Here is an 18159-nt window from a genome sequence, read left to right on the forward strand (position 1 = left end):
CGGCTACTACAGGGCGCTGAAGCCCACCTTGCGCGCGGTCGGCTCGCCGAGCTCCACGTACGCGAGGCGGTCGGCCGGAACCAGGACCTTGCGGCCGTGGTCGTCCACGAGGCTCAGCAGCGGCGACTTGCCGGTCAGCGCCTCGGACACCGCGGTCTCGACTTCCTCGGCGCTCTGGCCGCTCTCCAGCACGATCTCGCGGGGCGCGTACTGCACGCCGATCTTGACCTCCACGGCTTTGTCCCTCCGACGGTCAGTCTGTGCGCGGCCGTCCGCGCCGTACCCAGCACACATTAGCCCGGTGAGGGGACGGGAACGGCCGCGGCCGTGCACGCCGTCAGCGAACACGGGACGGGAACAAAGACCCGAGGGCTCAGTGGCCGTCCACGCCGTGCAGCGGGAAGCCCGCGATGCCGCGCCAGGCGAGCGACGTGATGAGCTGCACCGCCTTCTCGCGCGGGACCGTGCTGCCGCTGGCCAGCCAGTAGCGGGCGACGACCTGCGAGTACCCGCCGAGGCCGACGGCCAGGAGCATCGCCTCGTCCCTGGGCAGGCCGGTGTCCTCCGCGATGACCTCGCAGATCGCCTCGGCGCACTGCAGGGTGACCCGGTCCACGCGCTCGCGCACGGCCGACTCGTTCGTCAGGTCCGACTCGAAGACCAGCCGGAAGGCGCCGCCCTCGTCCTCCACGTACGCGAAGTAGGCGTCCATCGTCGCGGCTACGCGGAGCTTGTTGTCCGTGGTGGACGCCAGCGCCGTGCGCACGGAGTGCAGGAGCGACTCGCAGTGCTGGTCGAGCAGGGCGAGGTACAGGTCGAGCTTGCCGGGGAAGTGCTGGTAGAGCACGGGCTTGCTGACGCCGGCACGCTCGGCGATGTCGTCCATCGCGGCCGCGTGGTACCCCTGCGCCACGAAGACTTCCTGTGCCGCCCCGAGGAGCTGGTTGCGTCGGGCACGGCGCGGCAGCCGTGTGCCCCGCGGGCGTGCCGCCTCTGTCTGCTCGATGGCTGTCACGCCGCCTCCCAATCGTCCGATGTGCGGTGAGCGCCGCGCCGCCATCGTACTTTTCGGTAACTGCGATGTGCGCGGTGCGAGCGCAGAATTTCACGGACTGGACGACCGCAGAAGGCCTCGCCAACGGTGCGTAGCAGGGCAAACACGGTCAGGTCGGCGCCGGCTCCCGCGGCCGTCGCCCGGCTCTTTCAGCGGTAGTCGTCCTCGTCGAGACGGACGACGCGGGCCTGCTCCGCCAGGTCGCCCTCGCTGGCCGCGGCCGGGTCGGCGTCCGCCAGGGAGTCGTCGTGGCCGGGCGTCAGGTCGGCCTGCTGCTCGGCGGTGTCCGCCTCCGGGGCCTCGACGCCGGGCTCGGCCGCGCCGTCGGTCTCCGTCTCGAAGGTCTCGGGGTCGGTCGGGTCGACACTCATGTGTGGCTCTCTTCCCTTGCGGAACGTGGTGGCCCAGGTGATGCGAGTGCCCGCTGCGCCCTCTTTCCATGACTCGTTCCAAGAGCTGATTCGAGCGTAGAAGAGACCCGGGCGGGGCGCTACGCGGTCTGTGCGTCATCTGTGACGGCGAACACGTGAACTACCGCGTGATCGTCTCGTAACATTGCCGCATGTCTTCGACCGATCTGCCGAACCTGCTGGCCACCGCCGCCGCCCCCAAGCCGGGTGCCGTGGCGGTCGCGGAGGGGGAGCGGCTCGACTCGGTCGGCCTGCCCGGTCTGTCGCTGACCGTGCGGTCCCGGCCCCCGGTCAGGCCCGGACTGCCGCCCGCGCTGTACGTGCACGGGCTCGGCGGCTCCTCGCAGAACTGGTCGGCGCTGATGCCGGAACTGGCGGACGTCGTCGACTGCGAGGCCCTCGACCTGCCGGGATTCGGCGACTCGCCGCCACCGGACGACGGGGACTACTCCATCACCGGGCACGCCCGCGCGGTGATCCGCTATCTCGACGCCCGCGGGCGCGGTCCCGTCCACCTCTTCGGGAACTCCCTCGGCGGCGCCGTCACCACGCGCGTCGCCGCGGTCCGCCCGGACCTCGTCCGCACGCTCACCCTGGTCTCGCCCGCCCTGCCGGAGCTGCGGGTGCAGCGCACCGCGGTGCCGACCGGGCTGCTCGCGGTGCCGGGCGTCGCCGCCCTGTTCACCCGGCTCACCCGGGAGTGGACGGCCGAGCAGCGCGTCCGGGGCGTCATGGGCCTCTGCTACGGGGACCCGGGCAAGGTCACGCCGGAAGGCTTCGACGCGGCGGTCAGGGAGATGGAGCGCAGGCTCCAGCTCCCTTATTTCTGGGATGCGATGGCCCGCTCCGCCCGCGGCATCGTCAACGCGTACACGCTGGGCGGCCAGCACGGGCTGTGGCGGCAGGCCGAGCGGGTGCTCGCGCCGACCCTGCTCGTCTACGGCGGCCGGGACCTGCTCGTCTCGTCCCGCATGGCCCGCAAGGCGGCCGCCGCGTTCCGCGATTCGCGGCTGCTCACGCTGCCCGACGCGGGGCACGTGGCGATGATGGAGTACCCCGAGAGCGTGGCCACGGCCTTCCGTGAACTGCTCGAGGACACAGGGGAGCCGGGCGGCCTCGGCCGCGAGGACGCGCAGACCGGATCGGGGAGCTGAGGCGCGGCGTGGGACGTCACAGCCGCCGGGTTCCGGCAGACACGACCGACGACACCGGCACCACGGACCTACCGCGGTCGCGGGCCGCCGGGCCGAACCCGGGCCCCGGCACGGGACGTCGCCGCAGGGCCCCGGGCGCGGACGGCACCCCGGCCCACGGCACCCCCGTCCACGGCGTCCCGCACGTCCGCGGCGGCCACCCCGAGCAGCGGGAGCCCGGCGGCGGCTGGGGGGACCTCGCGGACACGGGCGAGGGCGCGGTCGCGCGCACGGATGCCGAATCCGGTGCCGGTGCCGATGCCAGTTCCGGTGCCGATGCCGCCGACGGCGGTGACGCCCGCTCCTCCGACGCCGGCCCGGACACCGGCGCGAGCCCCCGGATCACCGGCGCGGTCCGCATCCCCCGGCCCCGCCGCAGTGACGTCCCCGGGCCCCGCCAGGACTACGTGGCCGCCTTCCCCGACGACGCAGACGACGCAGACGACGCAGACGGCGCTGACGATACGGACGCCGACAGCGGTGAGGAGCTCGGCACCGCGGGCGCGCCGAAGCCCGCCACGCAGCCGCCGCCGCCCCGCGACCCCTACGCCTCCGTCACCGACTGGAGCGACGCGGAGGAGGCCCACCCCGCCGGTGGCGGGGGCGACTTCTCCGACGGTGCGGGCGCCGACGACGACGGCAAGGGCGGCAAGGGGCGCGGACGCCTCTACGCCGGCATCGCGGCCGCCGCCGTGACCACCGTGCTCGCCGTCGTCGTGGCCGGTCAGGTCACCGGCGGCGGGAGCGGCGCCGACGCGAGCGCCAAGGCCTCGCCCGGCGGCCCGCGCGACACCGAGGACCCCGCATCCCGCTCGGACCGCCGTCCGGCGCCCGCCGACGCGCCCGCGGCCCCGGTCACGTACGACCAGAAGATGGGCAAGAAATACCCGCTGGACCCGAAGGCGCAGGCGAAGGGCGACTTCGAGGCGATATCCGGATTCGACAAGGCGCCCGGCAAGGGGCAGAAGTTCCGCTATCGCGTCGACGTCGAGAAGGGACTGGGGCTCGACGGTGAACTCTTCGCGCAGGCCGTCCAGAAGACCCTGAACGACGACCGGAGTTGGGCCCACGCGGGAGCCCGCACCTTCGAGCGGATATCGTCGGGCAGGCCCGATTTCGTCATTACGCTGGCGAGCCCGGGGACCACCGGGAAGTGGTGCGCCAAATCCGGTCTCGACACGACCCAGGACAATGTGTCGTGCGACTCCGCGGCGACGGAACGCGTGATGATCAATGCCTATCGGTGGGCGCAGGGCGCCAAGACGTACGGCGACGCGATCCACCCGTACCGCCAGATGCTGATCAATCACGAGGTGGGCCACCGGCTCGGCCACAACCACACGGATTGCACCGAGGACGGCGCGCTCGCGCCCGTCATGCAGCAGCAGACGAAATTCCTTGATCACGACGGGATCAAGTGCAAGCCCAACCCCTGGGTCTTCCCGAAGAGTTGACCGGGAATCGCCCCGCGGGGGCGGCTCCCGCTTTGACATCCGTCGGAAGTTCGTTCATATTTCTCCGCATGTCGAACCGTCACGCCCCGTCGAGCGCCGCCATTGAGCTGGCGCTGTTCGGCGTGACCGCGCTCTGCGTGGCCGACATTCACTGTTGCTGACGCCCGCCCCGGCGAGTGCGTCGCTTTTCCCAGCTGTGCCGGCTCCGGCCGGCGTCCGGACCGTCGCGCAGCCCCCTTTCCGGCTGCCCGTGGTCGCGCACGGCTGAACTCCGCTGCTTTTCTGCCGCGTTTTCGCACCTCTTCCGGGGCGAGCTCCGTCCGAGCTCCGCTCGATCCCCGTCGACCCGCCGCGCTGCCGCGGCGACCCCCGAGAGGTCTTCTTCCGATGCGTCAATCGTCCGTCATAGCCCGCCGCGTGGCAGCGGCTTCCGTCAGCCTGGTCCTGGCCTCGGGCGTCGCCGCCTGCGCGGGCCCCAAGGACAACGACGCCGACAGCGGCGGCGACGGCAAGCCCGCCAAGGGCGGCACCCTGACCGTCCTCAACCGCGACCCGCAGACCGACTTCGACCCGGCGCGGCTCTACACCTCCGGCGGCGGCAACGTCCCCAGCCTCGTCTTCCGCACGCTGACCACCCGCAACCGCGAGGACGGCGCCAAGGGTGCCGAGGTCGTCCCGGACCTCGCCACGGACCTCGGCAAGCCGAGCAAGAACGCCACCGTGTGGACGTACACCCTGAAGAAGGGCGTCACGTTCGAGGACGGCACGCCCATCACCTCGGCCGACGTGAAGTACGGCATCGAGCGGTCCTTCGCCGCCGAACTCAGCGGCGGCGCGCCCTACTTGAGGGACTGGCTGATCGGCGGCGCCAAGTACCAGGGTCCCTACAAGGACAAGAGCGGCAAGGGCCTCGAGTCCATCGAGACGCCCGACGACCGCACCCTCGTCTTCCATCTGAACAAGCCCGAGGGCGAGTTCCCCTACCTGGCGACCCAGACGCAGTTCACGCCGGTCCCCAAGGCCAAGGACAAGGGCACCAAGTACGAGGACCACCCGGTCTCCTCCGGCCCGTACAAGGTCGTCAGGAACGAGAACGACGGCGAGCGGCTGCGCCTGGAGCGCAACCCGCACTGGTCCGCGAAGACCGACCAGGAGCGCAAGGCCTACCCCGACGTCATCGACGTGCGGTCCGGGCTCGACTCCTCCGTCATCAACCAGCGGCTCTCCACCGGCCAGGGCGCCGACGCCGCCGCCGTCACCACCGACACCAACCTCGGCCCGGCCGAACTCGCCAAGGTCACCGGCGACAAGGAGCTGGCCTCGCACGTCGGCACCGGCCACTTCGGCTACACGAACTACCTCGCCTTCAACCCGAAGGTGAAGCCGTTCGACGACCCCAAGGTGCGCCAGGCCATCTCCTACGCCGTGAACCGCTCCTCGGTGGTCAACGCCGCGGGCGGCTCCTCGCTCGCCGAGCCCGCCACCACCTACCTGCCGAACCAGAAGTCCTTCGGGTACACGAAGTACGACCACTTCCCCGCGGGCACCGACGGCAACCCGAAGAAGGCGAAGGAGCTCCTGAAGGAGGCCGGGCACAAGGACGGCCTGACCATCACGCTCACGCACTCCAACGCCAAGGACTTCGAGACGAGCCCCGAGATCGCCACCGCGATCCAGGACGCCCTGAAGAAGGCCGGGATCACCGTCAAGCTCCAGGGCCTGGAGGAGAACGACTACTCGGACAAGGTGCACAGCGCCAAGAACGAGCCCGGCCTCTTCCTCGCCCACTGGGGTGCCGACTGGCCCTCCGGCGGCCCCTTCCTCGCCCCGATCTTCGACGGCCGGCAGATCGTCCGGGACGGCGCCAACTTCAACTCCGGCTTCCTGGACGACGCGTCGGTCAACGACGAGATCGACGAGATCAACAAGCTGACCGACCTGGACGCCGCCGCGCGGCGCTGGGGCGCCCTCGACAAGAAGATCGGTGAGCGGGCGCTGACCGTGCCGCTCTTCCACCCGGTCTACAAGCGCCTGTACGGCAAGGACATCAAGAACGTCGTCATCAGCGACTGGACCGGCGTCCTCGACATCTCCCAGGTCGCGGTGAAGTAGTCGTGACGATCTTCTGGCGGCGGCTGCGCGAGCAGCGCGCCGCCCTCGTCGCGGCGGGCGTCGTCGCGCTGCTCGTGCTCGTGGCGCTCGCCGCGCCGCTGCTCACCGCCCTGGAGGGGCAGGACCCCACCACGTACCACCCGGACCTCATCGACTCGGCGCGCGGCGGCGTGCCGGTCGGCTCCCTCGGCGGGATCAGCGGCGAGCACTGGCTCGGCGTCGAACCGCAGACCGGACGCGACCTGTTCGCCCGGCTCGTGTACGGCGCGCGCGTCTCGCTCGGCGTCGCGCTCGCCGCGACCGTCGTGCAGGTGATCATCGGCGTGGCCGTCGGCATCGCCGCCGGACTCGGCAGCCGCTGGGTGGACCAGGTGCTCAGCCGGGCCACCGACGTCATCGTCGCGCTGCCGCTGATGGTCCTGGCGCTCGCGCTGATGGCCGTCGTGCCGGGCGGCTTCCCGCGGCCGGTGCTCGTCGCCCTGGTCATCGGCCTCGTCGCCTGGGGCAACGTGGCCAAGATCGTGCGGGCCCAGACGGTCACCCTCAAGGAGCTCGACCACGTCGCCGCCGCCCGGCTCAGCGGCTGGGGCGGGCTGCAGATCGCCCGGCGCGAGCTGCTGCCCGCGCTCGGCGCACCCGTCATCACCTACGCCGCGCTGCTCGTCCCGGTGAACATCACGGTCGAGGCCGCGCTCTCCTTCCTCGGCGTGGGCGTCAAGCCGCCCACCGCGTCCTGGGGACAGATGCTGACGGCCGCGGACGTCTGGTACCAGGCGGCGCCGCAGTACCTGCTCTACCCGGCGGGCGCGCTGTTCGTGACCGTCCTCGCGCTCACCGTCCTCGGCGACGGCGTGCGCACCGCCCTCGACCCGCGCGCCGCCTCCCGGCTGCGCATCGGCACGGGACGCAAGCGGGAGGCCCACGCATGACCGGCTTCCTGCTGCGCCGCGTCATCGGCGCCGCCGTCACCCTGCTCGCCATCTCCGTGATCATCTACGGGGTCTTCTACGCGGCACCGGGCAACGTCGCCCAGATCACCTGCGGCCCGCGCTGCTCCCCGGCGCAGGTCCAGCAGGTCGCCGAGCAACTGCGCCTCGACGACCCGCTCTACGTCCGCTACGGCGACTTCCTCCGGGGCATCCTCGTCGGCCAGGACTACTCGACCGGCACCGGCACCGAGCACTGCGCCGCGCCCTGCCTCGGGATCTCCTACCAGAGCGACCAGCAGGTCACCTCGCTGATCATGGCGAAGCTGCCGGTCACCGGGTCGCTCGCGCTCGGCGCGATGGTGCTGTGGCTGCTGCTCGGCGTCGGCACCGGCGTGCTCTCCGCCTGGCGGCGCGGCCGGCTCAGCGAGCGCGTGCTGACCGCCGTCACGCTCGCCGGCACCGCCACGCCCGTCTTCGTGATCGGCCTGCTGCTGATGATCGTGGTCTGCGGCCAGCTGCAGTGGCTGCCCTTCCCGCAGTACGTGGCGTTCGCCGACGACCCGACGCAGTGGGCGTGGAACCTGCTCCTGCCCTGGCTGTCGCTCGCCCTGATCGAGGCCGCCAAGTACGCGCGCCTGACCCGCTCCGCGATGCTGGAGACGCTCGCCGACGACCACGTGCGCACCTTCCGCGCGTACGGCGTGGGGGAGCGGTCGATCATCGGCAGGCACGCGCTGCGGGGCGCGGTCGCCCCCGTCATCGCGCTGACCGCCAACGACTTCGGGTCGATGTTCGGCGGGGCCGTGCTCAGCGAGACGCTGTTCGGCCTGCCCGGCATCGGGCGCGAACTCGTGCACGCGGTCAAGGTCGTCGACCTGCCGGTGGTGGTCGGGATGGTCCTGGTCACCGGCTTCTTCGTGGTGCTCGCCAATGCCGTCGCGGACGTGCTGTACGCGGTGGCCGACCGACGGGTGGTCCTGACATGAGCCTCGTCCACGTCACCGATCTCTCGGTGGAGTTCGGCTCCGGCGTGCACGCCGTCGACGGGCTCTCCTTCACCCTGGAGGCGGGCGGCGCGCTCGCCCTCGTCGGGGAGTCGGGGTCCGGCAAGTCCACGGTGGCGTCCGCGCTGCTCGGGCTGCACCGCGGCACGGGCGCGCGGGTGCGCGGCTCCGTGCTGGTCGACGGCGTCGACGTGCAGCGGGCGTCCGACGCCGAACTGCGCGCGCTGCGCGGCGGGAAGGCCGCGATGGTCTTCCAGGACCCGCTCTCCTCCCTCGACCCGTACTACGCGGTGGGCGACCAGATCGCCGAGGTGTACCGCGTGCACACGGGCGCCTCCCGGCGGGCCGCACGCGCGCGTGCCGTCGAGGTGCTCGACCGGGTCGGCATCCCCGACGCCGTGCGCCGCGCCCGCGCGCGCCCGCACGAGTTCAGCGGCGGCATGCGCCAGCGCACGCTGATCGCCATGGCGCTGGCCTGCGAGCCCGCGCTGCTGGTCGCCGACGAACCGACCACCGCGCTCGACGTCACCGTCCAGGCGCAGATCCTCGACCTGCTGCACGCGCTGCGGGACGAGACGGGCATGGGCCTGCTCCTGGTCACCCACGACGTGGGAGTCGCCGCCGAGAGCGTGGACGACGTCCTGGTCATGCGCGGCGGCCGGGCGGTCGAGCGCGGGCCGGTGCGGGACGTCCTCGGGGCGCCCCGCGAGGCGTACACCCGCGAACTCCTGGGGGCGGTGCCGCGGGTCGACTCGCCGCTCGCGCCGCCCGCGGAGCAGCAGGGCGAGGTCGTGCTCGAAGCCGTCGGGCTGCGGCGGGAGTTCGGCCGCGGCAAGCGCGCGGTGACCGCCGTCGACGACGTCTCCCTCACAGTCCGCCGCGGGGAGACCCTCGGCATCGTCGGCGAGAGCGGCAGCGGCAAGACCACGCTGGGGCGCATGCTCGTCGGCCTGCTGGCGCCCACCGCCGGGCAGCTCCGCCACGGGGGTGCGGAGAAGCCCGGCGGGCAGGTCGTCCCCGGGGTGCAGATGGTCTTCCAGGACCCCGTCTCCTCGCTCAACCCGCGGCGCTCCGTCGGCGAGTCCGTCGCCGACCCGCTGCGCGCGCGGGGCGAGAGCGACGCCTTCGTGCGCGAGCGCGCGCGGGAGCTCCTGGCCCGCGTGGGTCTCGAACCGGCGCACTACGACCGCTACCCGCACGAGTTCAGCGGCGGTCAGCGCCAGCGCGTCGGCATCGCCCGCGCGCTCGCCGCCGAACCGCGGCTCATCGTGTGCGACGAACCGGTCTCCGCGCTCGACGTGACCACCCAGGCCCAGGTGACCGGGCTCCTCGCCGAGCTGCAGCGGGAGCTGGGGCTCGCGCTGGTGTTCGTCGCCCACGACCTCGCCGTGGTGCGCCAGGTCAGCGACCGGGTCGCGGTGATGCGGCAGGGGCGGATCGTCGAGCAGGGCACGGTCGCCGAGGTCTACGGGGCGCCGCAGGACCCGTACACCAAGCGGCTGCTCGCGGCCGTGCCCGCCCTCGACCCGGAGGTCGCGGGGCAGCGCAGGAAGGCCCGCGGGGAGCTGGCCGCGGCCTGAGGCGACGCGGCCACGGCTGGCCGCAGCCTGACTCTCCGTAGCGATATCGGGGTTCCGGTGCGCCATAGCGCGACGGAACGCGACCGACGCGGGAAAGTTACTGCCGTTCACCCCTTTTGGTGGCGCGATGGACAACCGTCCGTCGCGCCACCGGCATGACCGCATACGTTCGTCCCGCTGCGAGCCGCCGGCCCAACGGCGGCTCCCCAGACGGGAGATCGGGGGTGCGCTCGTGCGCGTCGGACTGCTGACGGAGGGTGGCTATCCGTACGTGAGCGGTGAGGCCAGGCTCTGGTGCGACCGGCTCGTGCGCGGGCTCGGGCAGCACGAGTTCGACGTCTACGCCCTCAGCCGCAGCGAGCGGCAGGAGGCCCAGGGCTGGGTCGCCCTGCCGCCCCAGGTCGGCCGGGTGCGCACGGCGCCGCTGTGGACCGTCGACGACGACGCGCTCTGCGCCGCGGGGCCGCGCGGCGGGCGCGGGCGGCGGGCCCGGCGCCGGTTCGCCGACTGCCTCGGGGATCTTGCGCAGGCCGTCTGTGCGGGCGGGGCCGGCGCCGCCGCCGCGGGCGCCGAAGGGGACACGGGCGGCGCGCGGCCCCGCCCCGCCGAGGTGGCGGACCGTTTCAGCAACGCTCTGTACGGGCTCGCCGAACTCGCCCGCGACGAAGGCGGACTGGTCGCGGCCCTGCGCTCCGAAACCGCCGTGCGCGCCCTGGAGCGCGCCTGTCGCGCGCCCGGCGCCCTGCGCGCCGCCCGCACCGCGCGCGTCCCCGACCTGCTCGCCGCCGCGGGCCTGATGGAGCGGGCGCTGCGCCCGCTCTCCCTCGACTGGTACACGGCCGACGGGCTCGGCGCCGTCGACCTGTGCCACGCCACCTCCGGCGGGCCCGCGGCTCTGCCGGGACTGCTGGCCCGGCACTTCGCCGGGGTGCCGCTGCTCGTCACCGAGTACGGCGTGCAGCTGCGGGCGCACTACCTCGCCGCGGGCGAGGGGGACCTGAGCGCGCCGGCGCGCGCGCTGCTCGCGTCCTTCCACGGCCTCCTCGCCGCCGAGGTCTACCGCGGGGCCACGGTGATCACCCCCGGCAACACCCACGCCCGGCGCTGGCAGGAGCGCTGCGGCGCCGACCGCGACAGGCTGCGCACGGTCTACCCGGGCATGGAGTCGGGGCGCTTCGCGCGCATCGGCGAGGAGGGGTACGACGGGGCCGCGGCCGACCCCCGCACCCTCCTGTGGGTCGGTCGCATCGAGCCCGCCAAGGACCTGATCTCGCTGCTCCACGCCTTCGCGGAGATCCGCGGGCGGGTGCCGGGCGCGCGGCTGCGGATCGTCGGTGCCCCGGCCGAGGGGGCCGAGTCCCTGGCGTACCTCGCGCACTGCCGTTCCCTCGCCGCGCAGCTCTTCCCCGACGAGGCGGACGGCGTGCACGCGGTCGGCGACAACCCCGTCTCCTTCGAGGAGATCGGCGGGCCCGACGTGCCCGACCTCGCCGACGCGTACGCCGCCGGGGGCGTGGTCGTCCTGTCCAGCGTCGTCGAGGGTTTTCCGATCAGCCTGGTCGAGGCCATGTTCTGCGGGCGCGCGACCGTCTCGACGGACGTCGGCGCGGTGGTGGAGGTCATCGGCGGTACCGGGCTCGTCGTGCCCCCGCGCAATCCGCGGGCGCTCGCGGAGGCGTGCGTGGCGCTCCTGCGCGACCCCGAGCGCTGTGCGCGCCTGGGCGCGGCGGCTCGGGCCCGCGCCCTCGAACTCTTCACCGTCGAGCAGAACACCGCCGCCTTCCGCGGCATCTACCTGGAGATCGTCTCGCACTGCCCCGTACGCCGGGACGCGGTGGACGAGGCGGGCGAACCGGTGCCGTTCGCCCACCCGGCGGAGGCGCACGTGCCCGGGCGCTGGACGGTCGCGGTGGGACCGCCCGCGGCCGGGGCGGAGCCGGCGGCCGAGGGCGCCGGGCTGCCGAGCTGGGCCGCGCCGGACGAGGCGGGCGGCGGGACGGACGGGGCCGGTCCGCGGCCCCAAGGGATCGACGTGCGCAAGCAGTTGAAGGGGGCCGCCGTATGAGACGGCACGAAGGCGGGGCCGGCGCGGTGGACGCGCCACAGGCCCCGGAGAGCGCGAGCGGCTGGGACTCCCGCTCCGAGGAACTGCTCGGGGACGTGGCGCTGACCCCGGATCTGCCGAGTGGCGGCGGCCTGGCACCGGATCTGCCGGGGAGCGGTGCCCCGGCGCCCGTGACCGCCCACTCCGTCCCGGCCTTCGGCGAATCCGCTTCGGGGGCGACGGGGGCGACGGGGGAGCCGGGTGGCCCGGAGGCCTTCGGCTCCGGCGAATCCGTTCGCCCCTTCGGGGGGCACGTTTCCGCTCCCGCCTCCGCCCCCCGCGCCAAGCCGCCGAGGCGCGGTGCCGCCGACCCCGTGAAGGCGCTCATGCACCGTCATCGCGAGCTGTGCGCGCGGGCCGTCGATCCGCTGGAGATCGCCGCGGGGCTCGAGGCGCACGGGGTCACCGACCGGGCGGCCGCGCGGTTCCGGCACCGGGACGTGTTCGCGCTCGCCGAGGAGATGTACGCGCGCGTGCCGCGCGGTGGCGACGACGCGGGGCGCACCGCCCCCGCCGACGAGCCCGCCGGGATACGTGCGGCCGGGCGCGCCGGCAGCGGCATACGTGACGTGCCCCAAGCCCCGCCCGGCTGGGCGCTGTTCGCCCTGCTGCCCGGCGCGGTCTGCGCGGCCGCCGTGACCGCGCTCGGCCTCGGCCCCGAGGGCGACGCCCGCTACGGGATCGTGCCCGTCGGCGTGCTCGCCGTCGCCGTGGCCCTGCGCGTCGCCCTGCGCAAGGGCCCCCTGCGCCACGTCACCCACCCGATGCCCGCCACGCGCGCGTGGGCGTGCTGGCTCCTCGCGTACGCCCTGCTCGGCGACGCGCTGCTGAGCGGCGCCGTCTCCGGCGGCCCCGACGCGCCCGCGGACCTCTGGGACCCGGCCCTCGCCCCGCTCCTCGGCCTCGCCCTTGCCGTCGCGCCCGCGACCTGGTGCGCCCGCCTGTTCGCCGTACGGGCCGGGAGCAGGCTCGCCGCCAGCCGCGGCCTCGACGACTTCGCCTCCTCCGTACGGCCGTTGCTGCTCGGCGTGTTCGCGCTGTTCCTGGCCGCGCTCGGCGCGCTGCTCACGGCGACGCACGCGCTGCTCGGCGGCGCGGGCGGCGACCTCGCCGGTGGTACGGGCGGCGGCGCCCGGGCCCCCGTCGGCGCCGCCGCGCTCGGCGAGCTCCTGCTGCTCGCACGCCTGCTCGGCGCCTACGGCTTCACCCGCGCCCCCGCCCTGCTGCTCGGCGCCGCGGGCGCCGGTGAAGTGGCCGCACTGGCCCTCGTGTTCGCCGGCCGACTGCCCGGCTGCGACCTGCTCGGCGCGCCCGTCACGGCCGCCGTCGACGCCTGGGGGCCCGGTGCCGTACCGGCCCTCGCGTGCGGCAGCGCGGCCCTCGTCCTCCTCGCCCACGCGGCCAGGACCCTGACCTTGGCCTCGGCCCACGCATGTGCCCGCGAGGCGCCGTGAGCCGCGCGCCGGAGCCCTACGCCCACTCTCCCGCGGGGCCGACACCGCGGGCCTCATCCCGTGCATCACGGCAACTTCCCGAAGGAGAAAGACAGATGACCACCCGCAGCCGTCTCCGCCACCGAGCGGCCACCCCGGGAGGCGCCCGATGAGGGTGCTGCTGATCGGAGCCAACGGATACCTCGGCAGGTTCGTCGCCGACCGGCTGCTCGCCGACCCGGCCGTGCAGCTCACCGCGCTCGGCCGCGGCGACGACTCGGACGTACGGTTCGACCTCGCCAGCGGCAGCCCCGGCGCGCTCACCCGCTTCCTGGACGCCGTGCACCCGGGCGTCGTCATCAACTGCGCCGGGGCCACCCGGGGCGGGGCCCGCGAGCTGACCCGGCACAACACCGTCGCCGTCGCCACCATCTGCGAGGCCCTGCGCCGCAGCGGCTGCGGCGCGCGCCTCGTCCAGCTGGGCTGCGGCGCCGAGTACGGCCCGAGCCAGCCGGGCTCCTCCACCGCCGAGGACGCGGTGCCGCGCCCCGGCGGCCCCTACGGCGTCAGCAAGCTGGCGGCCACCGAGCTGGTGCTCGGCTCCGGCCTGGACGCCGTCGTCCTGCGGGTGTTCTCGCCCGCCGGGCCCGGCACGCCCGCCGGATCGCCGCTCGGCCGGCTCGCGGAGGCCATGCGGCGCGCCATGCAGGCCGGGGACGGCGAGCTCAAGCTCGGCGGGCTCGGCGTGCAGCGGGACTTCGTCGACGTGCGCGACGTGGCGCGCGCCGTGCACGCCGCCTCGCTCTCCGCGGCCCAGGGCATCGTGAACATCGGCGCGGGCCGCGCCGTGCGCCTGCGGGACGCCGCCGCGGTCCTGGCCCGCGTCGCGGGGTACGGGGGCGCGCTGCACGAGCTCGACCAGGTGCCCGTGCGGGCCACCATCGGCCACCCCCGCGGCGAGTCCGACCACGGCATGCCGGCCGCCGCCTACCCCTACCCGGACGGCTGCGGCAGCTGGCAGCAGGCCGACGTGCGCACCGCCCGCGACCGGCTCGGCTGGCGGCCCCGGATCAACCTCGAGGAGTCGCTCGCCGACATCTGGATGGAGGCCGCATGCCGCATCTGACCAGGACCGCAGGGGGTGCCGCGAGCACCGAGGTACGCATCGGCTTCGGCATCCCCGGCTTCGCCCACCCACTCGTCGCCCCCGTCGAATGGGCCGAACTGACCCGACCGGGCACCCCTTTGAAGTGGGTTGTCCTGAATGTCGCGAACGGCCCGGGGCAACGGCCCGACCCGCACTGTCTGGAGGCGGCGGGCCGCCTGCGGAACGCGGGCGTCCGCGTGCTCGGCCACCTCGACCTGACGTACGGCGCCCGCTCCTTCGGGGAGCTCGTCTCCGACGCGCACCGCTACCTCGACTGGTACCGGGTCGACGGCTTCTCGCTGGACCGCTGCCCCACCGAGCGGGCCGCCCTCCCGGAGGTGCGCAGGACGGTCACGACGCTGCGCGCGCTCGTCGACGACGCCCACATCGTGCTCGGCCACGGCACCCACCCGTACCCCGGATACGCCGAGACGGGCGACCAGTTGGTGACCTTCGCGGGCCCGTGGAGCGACTACCGCTGGTCGCAGGTGGCCGAGTGGACCGCCGACTACCCGCCGGAGCGCTTCTGTCACTTCGTGCACGGGATGCCGCTCGGCCACCTGGACGAGGCGCTGCGCATCGCCCGCTGGCAGGGCGCGTCGACGATCTACTTCACGGACCGGGTCGACGGCGGCGGTCACGGGGAGCCCTGGGAGGCCATGCCCGGTTACTGGGACGAAATCGTCTCGCGTATCGGAACAGGTGTCTCGGAATGAAGAAGGGCGTGGCAGTGTTACGGGGAGAACAACCGTACGTAGGAACCGACCAACGGAGTCCCCGTGTCGCTGCCACCCCTGGTCGAGCCCGCATCTGAGCTCACCGTCGACGAGGTCCGCAGGTACTCCCGCCACCTGATCATCCCGGATGTCGGGATGGACGGGCAGAAGCGGCTGAAGAACGCCAAGGTGCTCTGCGTGGGCGCCGGCGGCCTCGGGTCGCCGGCCCTGATGTACCTGGCCGCGGCCGGTGTCGGCACGCTCGGCATCGTCGAGTTCGACGAGGTCGACGAGTCCAACCTGCAGCGCCAGATCATCCACAGCCAGGCGGACATCGGCCGCTCCAAGGCGGCGTCCGCGAAGGACTCGGTCCTCGGCATCAACCCGTACGTGAACGTGATCCTCCACGAAGAGCGGCTCGAGGCCGAGAACGTGATGGACATCTTCAGCCAGTACGACCTGATCGTCGACGGCACGGACAACTTCGCGACCCGCTACCTGGTCAACGACGCGTGCGTGCTGCTCAACAAGCCGTACGTGTGGGGTTCGATCTACCGCTTCGACGGGCAGGCGTCCGTCTTCTGGAGCGAGCACGGTCCGTGCTACCGCTGCCTCTACCCGGAGCCCCCGCCGCCCGGCATGGTCCCCTCCTGCGCGGAGGGCGGCGTGCTCGGCGTGCTGTGCGCGTCGATCGGCTCCATCCAGGTCACCGAGGCCATCAAGGTCCTCACGGGCACGGGCGACCCGCTGGTCGGCCGCCTGATGATCTACGACGCCCTGGAGATGCAGTACCGCCAGGTCAAGGTCCGCAAGGACCCCGACTGCGCGGTCTGCGGCGAGAACCCCACCGTCACCGAGCTCATCGACTACGAGGCCTTCTGCGGCGTCGTGTCCGAGGAGGCCCAGGAGGCGGCGGCCGGCTCGACGATCACTCCCCGGCAGCTCAAGGAGTGGATCGACGCCGACGAGAAGATCGAGATCATCGACGTCCGCGAGGTCAACGAGTACGAGATCGTCTCGATCCCCGGCGCCAAGCTGATCCCGAAGAACGAGTTCCTGATGGGCACCGCCCTCCAGGACCTCCCGCAGGACAAGAAGATCGTCCTGCACTGCAAGACGGGTGTCCGCAGTGCGGAAGTCCTCGCCGTGCTCAAGTCCGCGGGCTTCGCCGACGCGGTGCACGTGGGCGGCGGCGTGATCGGGTGGGTCAACCAGATCGAGCCCGACAAGCCGGTCTACTAGGCGTAGGCCTGGACGGTTTCACGGGGGTCCGTACCTTTTGGTGCGGGCCCCCCTTTGTGTGCCGTTGTATCGCCTTGAGGGCTCGTCCTCAAACGCCGGACGGGCTGAACAGTGAGCCGGGAGGGTGGGGGATCAGGAGGTGCAGGTTTTGTTGTTTTTCGGGGGGGTGCCCTTCAGCAGGTAGGTGTTGATGGCGCCGTCCACGCAGTCGCTGCCGTTGCCGTACGCGCCGTGGCCCTCGCCCTTCCAGGTCAGGTGGACGCCGACGTCCTTGCCGAGCTCGTCCGCCATCTTGCGGGCGCCCTCGTAGGGAGTGGCCGGGTCGCCGGTGTTGCCGACGACCAGGATCGGGTCGGCGCCGGGCGCGCTGACCTCGGGGGAGTCGTGCAGGCCCGCCACCGGCCACTGGTGGCACCAGCCCGCCGTGTCCCAGCCGAGGAACGTGCCGAAGACCGGTGACAGGTCCCGGAAGCGGTCCAGGCGCTTCTTCGCGCTCTCCGGCGAGGTCCGCGCCTTCGCGTCGAGGCAGGAGATCGCCCGCTGCGAGTGGCTCTGCGTGCTGTAGTGGCCGGAGGGGTCGCGTTCGTTGTAGGCGTCGGCGAGCTGCAGCAGCGCCGAGCCGTCGCCCTTCTCGGCGTCCGCCAGGCCGCGGGTCAGCGCGGGCCAGGTCTGCTTGCTGTAGAGGGTGACGAGGATGCCGGTGCTCGCGAGGGACTCGGTCAGCTTCCGGTCGCCCGAGGTGCGCATCGGCTTCGCGTCCAGACGCTCGAACAGCTTCGCTATCTTCGCCGACCCGGCCTCCGGGTCCTGGCCGCGGGACCTGAAGTAGTTGTCCAGGGCGCGCTGGAAGCCCCGCGCCTGGTTCTCCGCGTGGCCGATGGAGTCCGCGCTCGGGTCGACGACCGCGTCGAACACGAGGCGCCCGACGCGCCGCGGGAACAGGTGGGCGTACGTGCCGCCCAGCTCGGTGCCGTACGAGACGCCGAAGTAGTGCAGCTTGGTGTCGCCGAGGACCTGGCGCAGGACGTCCATGTCCCGGGCGGCCTCGACCGTCGAGACGTGCTCGATGAGCTTCTTCGCGGTGCGCGCGCAGCCCGCGCCGAACTCCGCGGCGTCCTGGAAGTACGCCTTCTCCTCGGCCGGGGTGTCCGGCGTGAGGTCGACCTTCTCCTCGGCGGCCTGTGTCGCCTCGTCGTCCCGGCAGCGCACGCCCTCGCTCCCCGCGACCCCGCGCGGGTCGAAGCTCACCAGGTCGTAGCGCTCGCGCAGGGCGTCGTAGGAGTCGGCGAAGGAGGGGAGACCGGAGACGCCCGAGCCGCCGGGGCCGCCGAAGTTGAACAGGAGGGAGCCGATCCGGTCGCCCTCGCCGGTGCTCCTGGCGCGGATCAGGGCGATCTTGATCGTCTCGCCGTCCGGCTTCGCGTAGTCCAGCGGGACCTTCAGCGCCGAGCACTGCCACTCGGCGCCCGGCGTGCTGCCGCCCTCGGGGGCCTTGCAGCGGCCCCAGTCCAGCTTCTGCGTGGTGAGCGCGGCGGGCAGGGTCGAGGAGGCGTCCGGCTCGGGCCGCGGCTCGGGCGCGGTCGCCGAGGGACCCTTGCCGTCGCTCCCGTCCCCCTCGTCGGACGAGCCGCAGCCGGTGGCGAGGCCCGCCACAAGCACTCCCGCGGCGGCCAGGGCCGCGGACCGTACGAAGCGCTGCATGGAGTCGCTTCCCCCCTCGGAAGACAGTCAGGCCATAGTAGGCGGGGCCTGTGACGACGGCGGGGCCCCGCCCCCGGTGG

16 protein-coding genes are annotated in these 18159 nt (G+C 73.4%); 12 read left to right on the forward strand and 4 right to left on the reverse strand.

Translation table 11 applies throughout. The features are described from left to right. Positions 1-6: 6 nt before the first annotated feature. The 3 genes from ACFYXE_RS03355 to ACFYXE_RS03365 form a co-directional block, all read right to left on the reverse strand. Positions 7-234 (reverse strand): DUF3107 domain-containing protein, encoded by a 228-nt coding sequence (locus tag ACFYXE_RS03355; protein WP_358590202.1) that lies wholly within the window; start codon positions 232-234, stop codon positions 7-9. 139 nt (positions 235-373) lie between these two features. Beyond that, complete coding sequence (locus tag ACFYXE_RS03360) at positions 374-1015, reverse strand: TetR/AcrR family transcriptional regulator (protein WP_361172367.1); 642 nt, start codon at positions 1013-1015, stop codon at positions 374-376. A gap of 188 nt (positions 1016-1203) precedes the next feature. Next, complete coding sequence (locus ACFYXE_RS03365) at positions 1204-1425, reverse strand: hypothetical protein (RefSeq protein WP_389308368.1); 222 nt, start codon at positions 1423-1425, stop codon at positions 1204-1206. Between the two features lie 191 nt (positions 1426-1616). On the opposite strand from ACFYXE_RS03365, the gene ACFYXE_RS03370 reads away from it, so the two are divergent. The 12 genes from ACFYXE_RS03370 (at position 1617) to moeZ (ending at position 16378) form a co-directional block, all read left to right on the forward strand. Then, positions 1617-2618 (forward strand): alpha/beta fold hydrolase, encoded by a 1002-nt coding sequence (locus ACFYXE_RS03370; RefSeq protein ID WP_389308370.1) that lies wholly within the window; start codon positions 1617-1619, stop codon positions 2616-2618. An 8-nt stretch (positions 2619-2626) separates the two neighbouring features. Beyond that, complete coding sequence (locus tag ACFYXE_RS03375) at positions 2627-4111, forward strand: DUF3152 domain-containing protein (protein ID WP_389308372.1); 1485 nt, start codon at positions 2627-2629, stop codon at positions 4109-4111. A 68-nt stretch (positions 4112-4179) separates the two neighbouring features. Continuing rightward, positions 4180-4272, forward strand: coding sequence for an Ms4533A family Cys-rich leader peptide (locus ACFYXE_RS03380; RefSeq protein ID WP_324964634.1), 93 nt, complete (start codon positions 4180-4182; stop codon positions 4270-4272). A gap of 226 nt (positions 4273-4498) precedes the next feature. Further along, positions 4499-6223 carry an ABC transporter substrate-binding protein gene (locus ACFYXE_RS03385; protein ID WP_389308374.1) on the forward strand — a complete coding sequence of 575 codons (1725 nt, stop codon included), beginning with the start codon at positions 4499-4501 and terminating at the stop codon, positions 6221-6223. A gap of 2 nt (positions 6224-6225) precedes the next feature. Next, positions 6226-7152 (forward strand): ABC transporter permease, encoded by a 927-nt coding sequence (locus ACFYXE_RS03390; protein ID WP_361172382.1) that lies wholly within the window; start codon positions 6226-6228, stop codon positions 7150-7152. Continuing rightward, a complete protein-coding gene (locus ACFYXE_RS03395) occupies positions 7149-8138 on the forward strand; it encodes an ABC transporter permease (RefSeq protein ID WP_361172385.1) in 990 nt (329 codons plus the stop codon). Before ACFYXE_RS03390 ends, ACFYXE_RS03395 begins: the two co-directional genes overlap by 4 nt. Then, positions 8135-9736: a dipeptide ABC transporter ATP-binding protein gene (locus ACFYXE_RS03400; protein ID WP_389308377.1), complete on the forward strand. Its 1602-nt coding sequence runs from the start codon at positions 8135-8137 to the stop codon at positions 9734-9736. Before ACFYXE_RS03395 ends, ACFYXE_RS03400 begins: the two co-directional genes overlap by 4 nt. 232 nt (positions 9737-9968) lie before the next feature. After that, the gene (locus ACFYXE_RS03405; protein WP_389308379.1) at positions 9969-11801 is read left to right on the forward strand and encodes a DUF3492 domain-containing protein; all 1833 of its coding nucleotides are present in this window, start codon (positions 9969-9971) and stop codon (positions 11799-11801) included. Beyond that, entirely contained in the window at positions 11798-13294 is a 1497-nt protein-coding gene (locus tag ACFYXE_RS03410; protein ID WP_389308381.1) for a hypothetical protein, read from the forward strand. Before ACFYXE_RS03405 ends, ACFYXE_RS03410 begins: the two co-directional genes overlap by 4 nt. 148 nt (positions 13295-13442) lie before the next feature. Then, a complete protein-coding gene (locus ACFYXE_RS03415) occupies positions 13443-14399 on the forward strand; it encodes an NAD-dependent epimerase/dehydratase family protein (RefSeq protein ID WP_361172397.1) in 957 nt (318 codons plus the stop codon). Then, positions 14387-15136, forward strand: a complete 750-nt coding sequence (locus tag ACFYXE_RS03420; RefSeq protein WP_389308384.1) for a spherulation-specific family 4 protein — start codon at positions 14387-14389, stop codon at positions 15134-15136. The genes ACFYXE_RS03415 and ACFYXE_RS03420 overlap by 13 nt, the downstream gene beginning before the upstream one ends. Positions 15137-15199: 63 nt before the next feature. Beyond that, positions 15200-16378: an adenylyltransferase/sulfurtransferase MoeZ gene (gene moeZ, locus ACFYXE_RS03425; RefSeq protein ID WP_389308386.1), complete on the forward strand. Its 1179-nt coding sequence runs from the start codon at positions 15200-15202 to the stop codon at positions 16376-16378. Positions 16379-16510: 132 nt separating this feature from the next. Here moeZ and ACFYXE_RS03430 read toward each other — a convergent pair whose 3' ends face one another. Continuing rightward, complete coding sequence (locus ACFYXE_RS03430; RefSeq protein ID WP_389308388.1) at positions 16511-18079, reverse strand: alpha/beta hydrolase; 1569 nt, start codon at positions 18077-18079, stop codon at positions 16511-16513. Positions 18080-18159 lie beyond the last annotated feature (80 nt).

The sequence above is a fragment of the Streptomyces sp. NPDC002564 genome (assembly GCF_042889645.1).
Lineage (GTDB): Bacteria > Actinomycetota > Actinomycetes > Streptomycetales > Streptomycetaceae > Streptomyces.

What these genes read in the sequence shown, in the direction of transcription:
- ACFYXE_RS03400 (WP_389308377.1), top strand. Translation starts at nt 8,135, where the DNA reads ATGAGCCTCGTCCACGTCACCGATCTCTCGGTGGAGTTCGGCTCCGGC.
- ACFYXE_RS03380 (WP_324964634.1), top strand. Translation starts at nt 4,180, where the DNA reads ATGTCGAACCGTCACGCCCCGTCGAGCGCCGCCATTGAGCTGGCGCTG.
- ACFYXE_RS03430 (WP_389308388.1), bottom strand. Translation starts at nt 18,079, where the DNA reads ATGCAGCGCTTCGTACGGTCCGCGGCCCTGGCCGCCGCGGGAGTGCTT.
- ACFYXE_RS03420 (WP_389308384.1), top strand. Translation starts at nt 14,387, where the DNA reads ATGCCGCATCTGACCAGGACCGCAGGGGGTGCCGCGAGCACCGAGGTA.
- ACFYXE_RS03395 (WP_361172385.1), top strand. Translation starts at nt 7,149, where the DNA reads ATGACCGGCTTCCTGCTGCGCCGCGTCATCGGCGCCGCCGTCACCCTG.
- ACFYXE_RS03385 (WP_389308374.1), top strand. Translation starts at nt 4,499, where the DNA reads ATGCGTCAATCGTCCGTCATAGCCCGCCGCGTGGCAGCGGCTTCCGTC.
- ACFYXE_RS03365 (WP_389308368.1), bottom strand. Translation starts at nt 1,425, where the DNA reads ATGAGTGTCGACCCGACCGACCCCGAGACCTTCGAGACGGAGACCGAC.
- ACFYXE_RS03415 (WP_361172397.1), top strand. Translation starts at nt 13,443, where the DNA reads ATGAGGGTGCTGCTGATCGGAGCCAACGGATACCTCGGCAGGTTCGTC.
- ACFYXE_RS03410 (WP_389308381.1), top strand. Translation starts at nt 11,798, where the DNA reads ATGAGACGGCACGAAGGCGGGGCCGGCGCGGTGGACGCGCCACAGGCC.
- ACFYXE_RS03370 (WP_389308370.1), top strand. Translation starts at nt 1,617, where the DNA reads ATGTCTTCGACCGATCTGCCGAACCTGCTGGCCACCGCCGCCGCCCCC.